The sequence below is a fragment of the Pseudomonas sp. AIG genome (assembly GCF_977020205.1).
The window spans coordinates 1-6,300 of record NZ_CDROCK010000100.1 but is presented as its reverse complement, the minus strand read 5'-3'; the positions used below and the strand labels follow the sequence as shown (position 1 = coordinate 6,300).

At 61.1% G+C, this 6,300-nt stretch carries 10 protein-coding genes and 1 pseudogene; all 11 read left to right on the top strand.

Annotation, left to right across the window (positions count from 1 at the left end):
• The first annotated feature begins 2 nt into the window (after nucleotides 1-2).
• The gene (locus ACWR1S_RS30405; protein WP_454566084.1) at nucleotides 3-1,118 is read left to right on the top strand and encodes a DUF2586 domain-containing protein; all 1,116 of its coding nucleotides are present in this window, start codon (nucleotides 3-5) and stop codon (nucleotides 1,116-1,118) included.
• A 6-nt stretch (nucleotides 1,119-1,124) separates the two neighbouring features.
• The gene (locus ACWR1S_RS30400; RefSeq protein WP_039756525.1) at nucleotides 1,125-1,577 is read left to right on the top strand and encodes a phage protein; all 453 of its coding nucleotides are present in this window, start codon (nucleotides 1,125-1,127) and stop codon (nucleotides 1,575-1,577) included.
• The gene (locus ACWR1S_RS30395) at nucleotides 1,577-1,786 is read left to right on the top strand and encodes a TraR/DksA family transcriptional regulator (RefSeq protein WP_454566083.1); all 210 of its coding nucleotides are present in this window, start codon (nucleotides 1,577-1,579) and stop codon (nucleotides 1,784-1,786) included. Before ACWR1S_RS30400 ends, ACWR1S_RS30395 begins: the two co-directional genes overlap by 1 nt.
• Complete coding sequence (locus ACWR1S_RS30390; protein WP_261737279.1) at nucleotides 1,786-2,082, top strand: hypothetical protein; 297 nt, start codon at nucleotides 1,786-1,788, stop codon at nucleotides 2,080-2,082. The genes ACWR1S_RS30395 and ACWR1S_RS30390 overlap by 1 nt, the downstream gene beginning before the upstream one ends.
• Nucleotides 2,079-2,606 (top strand): lysozyme, encoded by a 528-nt coding sequence (locus tag ACWR1S_RS30385; protein WP_454566082.1) that lies wholly within the window; start codon nucleotides 2,079-2,081, stop codon nucleotides 2,604-2,606. The genes ACWR1S_RS30390 and ACWR1S_RS30385 overlap by 4 nt, the downstream gene beginning before the upstream one ends.
• On the top strand, nucleotides 2,603-3,133 hold the full coding sequence (locus ACWR1S_RS30380; protein WP_454566081.1) for a lysis protein: 531 nt from the start codon (nucleotides 2,603-2,605) through the stop codon (nucleotides 3,131-3,133). The genes ACWR1S_RS30385 and ACWR1S_RS30380 overlap by 4 nt, the downstream gene beginning before the upstream one ends.
• Nucleotides 3,130-3,423 carry a putative phage tail assembly chaperone gene (locus ACWR1S_RS30375; protein ID WP_280074515.1) on the top strand — a complete coding sequence of 98 codons (294 nt, stop codon included), beginning with the start codon at nucleotides 3,130-3,132 and terminating at the stop codon, nucleotides 3,421-3,423. The genes ACWR1S_RS30380 and ACWR1S_RS30375 overlap by 4 nt, the downstream gene beginning before the upstream one ends.
• Nucleotides 3,424-3,446: 23 nt before the next feature.
• Nucleotides 3,447-3,587: a DUF6890 family protein gene (locus tag ACWR1S_RS30370; protein ID WP_177433972.1), complete on the top strand. Its 141-nt coding sequence runs from the start codon at nucleotides 3,447-3,449 to the stop codon at nucleotides 3,585-3,587.
• Between the two features lie 5 nt (nucleotides 3,588-3,592).
• A complete protein-coding gene (locus tag ACWR1S_RS30365; RefSeq protein WP_454566080.1) occupies nucleotides 3,593-5,578 on the top strand; it encodes a phage tail tape measure protein in 1,986 nt (661 codons plus the stop codon).
• Nucleotides 5,575-5,892: a DUF2590 family protein gene (locus ACWR1S_RS30360; RefSeq protein WP_454566079.1), complete on the top strand. Its 318-nt coding sequence runs from the start codon at nucleotides 5,575-5,577 to the stop codon at nucleotides 5,890-5,892. Before ACWR1S_RS30365 ends, ACWR1S_RS30360 begins: the two co-directional genes overlap by 4 nt.
• A pseudogene (locus ACWR1S_RS30355) lies at nucleotides 5,889-6,300 on the top strand (baseplate J/gp47 family protein); the annotation flags it as partial. The gene ACWR1S_RS30360 and the pseudogene ACWR1S_RS30355, both read left to right, overlap by 4 nt.

Genomic DNA, 6,300 nt, shown 5'->3' with positions numbered 1-6,300 from the left:
GCATGGCACTCGGTCAAGTCACCGTCGACAATCTCAATCTAGGCCAGGGCGCCGTCACCGAGGTTGAGCGTTACTTTCTTTTCATCGGCCCCGCCGCCAAAAACGTCGGCCAGGTCATTCCGCTGAACACCGACAGCGATCTGGACGCCGCCCTGGGCGTCCCGGCGAGCGATCTGAAAACCCAAATCACCGCCGCACGTTTGAACGGTGGCCAGCGCTGGGCATGCATGGCGGCCCCGATCGGCTTCGAAGGCGACTGGGCCACCGCTCTGGAGAAAACCCAGCAACAAGGGGTGTCGGTGGAAGCGGTCATCGTCACCAAGCCTGTCGCGAAGGGTGACGAACTATCGGCCATGAATGACGCGGCCGTCGCCCTGAACAACACCTACGGCCGTCGTGTTTTCTTTCTGGCAAGCACTGCCGGCATCGCCGTCGACCAGACCTGGGCGCAGTACCTGAGCGAGCAAAAAGCGTTGGTAGCGGGTCTGGCAGCGCCGCGCGTTTCACCGGTGCCGCAACTGCACGGTAATGACCTGGGCGTGCTGGCTGGTCGCTTGGCGAATTCGGCAGTCAGCATCGCGGATAGTCCAATGCGCGTGGCTACCGGGCCGGTGTTGGGGCTTGGCGACGTGCCTATCGATATGGAGCTGATACCGCTGCCGTCCGCTGTGCGCAGCGAACTGGATCGGGCGCGGTTCTCGGTCACTCAGACCTACCCAGACTATCCAGGCGTGTACTGGGGTGACTGCAACATGCTGGACACCCCAGGCAGTGACTTTCAAGTCGTGGAATACCTGCGCATCACCGACAAAGCCGCTCGGCTGATTCGCCCGCTGCTGATCCGCCGTGTCGCCGATCGCCGCTTGAACAGCACGCCCAACAGCATGGCGGTGAACACCAACCAACTGATGGCGCCACTGCGTGCGATGGCCAAGTCCATCAAGTTCAACGGCGAGGTGTTCCCCGGTGACATCGAGCCGCCGAAAGACGGCGACCTGGTGCTGGAGTGGCAGAGCAAAACCAAAGTCGCGGCCTTCATCAAGCTCAAACCCCTCAACTGCCCGAAAGACCTCACGGCGAATATCGCCCTGGATCTTTCCACTGACAAAGCGGAGTAACGCCCCATGGCAAAAATTGGCGGCAAGAACTTCGACGTGAGCCTGGGCGATCTGTCGCTGCACGTCGAGAGCTGCACCCTGGACATCACCGACAACTCGGCCGTGGCCCAAACCCGGGGCGTGCCTGACGGCTACGTGGAGGGCGACGTGGCCGCTGCGGGCGAACTGGAACTGGACAGCTCCAACTTCCAGTTGCTGATCGATGCGGCGCGATCGGCCGGGAGCTTTCGCAAGCTCAAGCCGTTCGATGCGGTGTTCTTCGCCAAGGCCGGCGAGGACGAGGAACTGCGCGTGGAGGCCTTCGGCTGCAAGGTGAAGATCTCCAGCTTGCTGTCGATCGATCCCAAAGGTGGCGAGAAGACCAAGCACAAGGTGCCGTTTGACGTCACCAGTCCGGACTTTATTCACATCAACGGCGTTCCGTACCTCGACGCTACCGAGATCGAGGGGATCCGTTAATGGTGGATTGGTTCGACCGCGCCCAGGAGCTGGAGCAGCGCCAACGCGACCAGGCGATCAAAGCCCAGTTGCTGACACCTGTGCCGGCCGGGCCGAGCCTGACCCATTGCCAGGACTGCGACAACGAGATCCCGCCGGCGCGGCAGGCACTGGGCGGTAAAACGCGGTGCGTCCCGTGCCAAACGGGCTTTGAGCAGAGTAAACGCTGATGACCACTGACGCCTTGCGCCTTGGAGCGCTGGAACAGAAATTCGCTGTCTTCGAACACAGGCTGGGCGAGCTGGAAGACCGCCACGAAACCGTGCCAACCCGCGTGACCAAACTGGAACAAGGGTTTGAACATATGGCCGGGCAACTGTCGGAACTGAACGCTGGTCAGCAGACCCTGACGGTCGCGGTGAACGACATCGGCGCGAAGGTCGGCCGCTTGCTGACCATTCTCACGGTGGTCGCTTCCGTGCTGCAAATGGTCGTGCCGGCACTGTTGCGAGCGTGGTTCCCATGAGCCTGCGCGGCAGGGTTCAGGCCGGTGTGATTGCGCTGGCCAGCGCTCCGTTGGTGATCTTCCTGGGCACTTGGGAAGGCAACGGCCAGAACACCGTTTATGCGGACAAGCTCGCCGGGGGACTACCCACGGTTTGCAAGGGCATCACTCGGTTTACCAGCCCATATCCGGTCATCGTTGGCGACTACTGGTCACCCGCCAAGTGCGCCGAGGTGGAGCAACTGGTGATCCGCAAAACGCAGTTGCAGCTTGCCGAGTGCATCACCAACCCGAATGCCAGCCAGAACACGTTCGACGCCCTCACCAGTCACGGCCACAACTTCGGTGTGACCAGCACCTGCGCCAGTCGAGCGGTCGCGCTTATCAACGCCGGCCGGATCGCCGAGGGCTGCAACGCTTTGGCATGGGCGCCGGACGGCAAGACGCCGGTATGGGCTTATGTGACCGACGCCCAGGGCCGCAAGCACTTTGTTCCAGGCCTGCACAACCGCCGGCTGGCTGAAGTGGAGGTTTGTCTGAAATGACGATTCCACCGCTACGGCTCGCGCTGATCGTGATGCTGATTACTGCCCTGGTGCCCTTGTATTGGTTCATCCGGGTTGTGGATCAACGTGATGAAGCGCTGAAAGACTTGAAAGGCCTGAAAACGGAGGTCGTCGGGTTGCGCGAAGCGGCCCGAATCAGCGGCGAAATGCTCGCCGAGCGGGACGCGATCGACCAACGAAACACCAAGGAATTGACCGATGCACTCACTGAAAACGAGCGCCTGCGCCGCGCTGTTGGCGGTGGCACTGGCCGGCTGCATGTCCGAGCCACCTGTCCCGACGCCGGATCTGTGCCCGCCGCCGCCGGCACCGCCCGCGTGGCTGATGCAGGACGCGCCGAACTCGCAACAGACGCTCGACCGGATTATTTCACCCTCCGTAATCAGCTGGCCCTAAGCCGGCAAATGATTCTCGGACTCCAGCAATACGCCCGTGGCGTGTGCCTGCGATCGCCAGCACCCCAGGACACCACTTTTCCCAACCTCTACAAGAGACCAACCCCATGAGCCAACAGAACAACACCGAAATCACCCTGGAAGTCGGCGAAGCGGAATTCACCTTCAACCTGACCCCGGCTGACGTCACCAAGTATTTCAACGCCCTGACCCAAACCAACAAGGTCGCCCCAGGCAACAACCTGTTGATGACCACCGTCAAGCAAGAGGAAAAGGCCACGTTGAAACCGTTGCTGGCCAACCCGGTAATGGTGATGCAGATCGCCGGCGCGCTGCTCGAGGAGTACGCGCCGAACGTTGAGGTGATCGTAAAAAAGCGCACGAGCACGCTGAGCGCCTAAGCGAAAACGGCTTGGGCCAGCTCATGGCCCTGACGAACCGATGGCTACCTGGTACGGAACCCACGCCCGAGGCGATGGGAACCGCCAAGTGGTTGGAGGACGAATACTGGAAACGCATGGAGTTCGCCGTGGCTAACGGCATCGCCCTTGCGCTGAACGGATAACGACTTTGGCAGACCGTAGCGCCAGCCTGGCTTTCATTCTCAGCTTGCAGGACAAGGTCACCGCGCCGCTGGGCAAGGTGAAAATGGGCTTTTCCGAGCTTGCTGATCAAAGCGAAAAGCACATTAAAACGATCGGCTTGGGCATGGGCGGTGTGACGGCGGCGGTCGTCGGGATTCAACAGGCCATGGCGCCGGCGTTGGAGGTCAATCGTGCCCTGGGCGATGTCCGATCGCTGGGCGTGGCCGACGACGCCTTGACTGCACTGAACAAAAAATCTTTGGAGTTCGCTGTGAATTACGGTGAAAACGCCAAGGACTTTGTAGCGTCGGCGTACTTGATCGAGGGCGCAATTAAGGGACTCGCCGGCAACCAGCTCGCCACCTTTACCAACACCAGCAACCTTCTGGCCAAGGCCACCAAGTCCGACGCCGAAACCATGGGCGAATACGTCGGCACGCTCTACAACCTGCAAAAGTCCCAAGCCGACGCGATGGGGAAAGGCGCGTGGGTAGAAAAGCTCGGCGGGCAAACGGCGCTGGCTGTGCAGCTGTTTCGCACCAGCGGCGCGGCGATGAAAGATGCGTTCAAGGAAGCCGGCGCGATCGCCACCACATCCGGCGTCGATCTTGCCGAACAGATGGCGGTGATCGGCACGCTCAGCAGCACCATGGAAGGCGGCGACGCCGGCGGACGCTACAAAGCGTTCTTCGAGAACATCGGCGCTGCGTCGGAAAAGCTCGGCATGAAGTTCACCGACCAACAGGGCAAGGTCCTGCCGATGATGGCCATCCTGGACAAGCTCCAGGGCAAGTTCGGCGACCTGACCAGCGCGTCCGCCGGCGCCAAGCTGATGGAGGCTTTCGGCGGCGAAGGCGCCCAGGTGATCGGCGCGCTGGCCAAGGACACCGACCGATTGCGCAACGGCATCGAGCAGTTGGGCAAAGTGCGCGGCCTGGAGAATGCCGAGCAAATGGCCCGGGGCATGGTCGATCCCTGGCAGCAATGGGCGTCACTGGTCGAGGTCATGCGGGTGGTGTTTGGCCAAGTGCTGATCCCGGTACTGACGCCCTTCATGAACAAGATGGTGGATATCGGCAAAACATTGGTGCGCTGGTCCCAGCTATTTCCCAACATCACCCGGGTAATTGGAATCACCGCGCTGACGATCATGGCGATCGTCGGTGCCATGTCGCTGCTGACTTTGGTGGTGGGTATCTCACGCATGACCTGGATGGGCCTGGTATCAGTGTGGAAGGTCGTCCAGATGCTCAACCTGCGCACCGTTGCCGGCTTCATTTTGCAGAAACTGGCGATCCTGGCTTACATGGCCGTGATCTACACGCTCAGCGCCGGTCTAGCACTGGTTCGCGGCGCCATGCTGCTATGGCAGGGCGCGATCTGGCTGGTCAACGCGGCGCTGCTGGCCAACCCGATGGTGTGGATCGTGGCCGGGGTTCTCGCCCTGGTGGCGGTCATTGTCGCGGCGGTTCACTACTGGGACGAATGGACGTCCGCCCTAATGAACACAGCCGCGTTCCAGTTCGTCGCGGACAAGCTCCAGAAGCTGTCCGACTGGTTTAACTCCATGGGCGGCTGGTCCGGCATGGCCAAGGCTGCTTGGGACAGCATCGTCGGCATTTTCACCAAGGCTGTTAACGGTGTGATCGAGCTGCTGAACAGCATCCCGGGCGTGAACATCGAAGCGCGCTTTGGCGGTATGCCTGAAGTGCCTGGCGTCGATGCCGCGACCAATGCCGCTGACACCGCCAATGCCGCGCAGAAAGCCCAGCAGACCATCAACGCGGCAATCCCCAGCCTTTCACCGGCGCGCCCTTCAGCGGTGCCGCCCGGTGGTCTGCTGACCAGTATCCAGAACAACAACAGCAGCCAGAACAAGGGCACGCATGTTGAGAACGTGAACATTCACACGGGCAAGACCATGACGCCGCTGGAGATGGAAAACATGGTCGCAATGGCGGTCGGCGGATGAGTGAGTACGTGGATCTGCTGATCATCGACAACGACCTGGCACTGGATCCGTCACACCAGCCGCTGCTGGTCGATGACCGCGCCTGCATCGCGCAGGACATCGCTCACATGATCCGCGACAGCGGGTTGCTGGTGACACTGGTGGCCGAGCGCGATCGGCTGCGACAGCGCGACTGCATCCAGCAACTGGAATTGTTGGTGGAGGACGACCAGCGCCTGGTGCCCGGTACGGCACGCATCACCCAGCAGGAACCAGGTGTGTACCTGGTCACTGCGAAAACCCTGAAATTCGGTTCGATTGAGGTAAGTCTGTGAGCCAGGTCGATTTTAAGAAGGTGATCGCCGACGCCGGCATCCCGACCACCGAGGCCGGTTTGAAAGCTGCGTGGGAAAAGGAAGTGGAAGCCCAGGGCGCGAAGGTGGCCAACACCAGCAGTTATTCGCCGTTCTGGCGGGTGATGACCGCGCTAGTGACCAAACCGGTGTTGTGGTTGTTGGACTTTCTGTGCCTGACGGTGCTGCCGAACTTCTTTGTCAAAACGGCTGTAGACGCCTGGCTGGACATGCTCGCTTGGGCGGTCAACGTCGAGCGCAAAGGCGCCACCAAAGCCCGCGGTAAATTGCTGTTTACCCGAGCCTTGCCGGACGGCGTCATGGAGTTGGAAAAAGGCATTGTGGTGCAGTCGGCCGCCATCAACGGCAACGTGTACAAACTGATTACCA

Bases quoted from the DNA above. Each gene is read 5' to 3' on its own strand.
- ACWR1S_RS30370 (WP_177433972.1), top strand. From the start codon at position 3,447: ATGGCCCTGACGAACCGATGGCTACCTGGTACGGAACCCACGCCCGAG.
- ACWR1S_RS30360 (WP_454566079.1), top strand. From the start codon at position 5,575: ATGAGTGAGTACGTGGATCTGCTGATCATCGACAACGACCTGGCACTG.
- ACWR1S_RS30390 (WP_261737279.1), top strand. From the start codon at position 1,786: ATGACCACTGACGCCTTGCGCCTTGGAGCGCTGGAACAGAAATTCGCT.
- ACWR1S_RS30405 (WP_454566084.1), top strand. From the start codon at position 3: ATGGCACTCGGTCAAGTCACCGTCGACAATCTCAATCTAGGCCAGGGC.
- ACWR1S_RS30395 (WP_454566083.1), top strand. From the start codon at position 1,577: ATGGTGGATTGGTTCGACCGCGCCCAGGAGCTGGAGCAGCGCCAACGC.
- ACWR1S_RS30385 (WP_454566082.1), top strand. From the start codon at position 2,079: ATGAGCCTGCGCGGCAGGGTTCAGGCCGGTGTGATTGCGCTGGCCAGC.
- ACWR1S_RS30375 (WP_280074515.1), top strand. From the start codon at position 3,130: ATGAGCCAACAGAACAACACCGAAATCACCCTGGAAGTCGGCGAAGCG.
- ACWR1S_RS30400 (WP_039756525.1), top strand. From the start codon at position 1,125: ATGGCAAAAATTGGCGGCAAGAACTTCGACGTGAGCCTGGGCGATCTG.
- ACWR1S_RS30380 (WP_454566081.1), top strand. From the start codon at position 2,603: ATGACGATTCCACCGCTACGGCTCGCGCTGATCGTGATGCTGATTACT.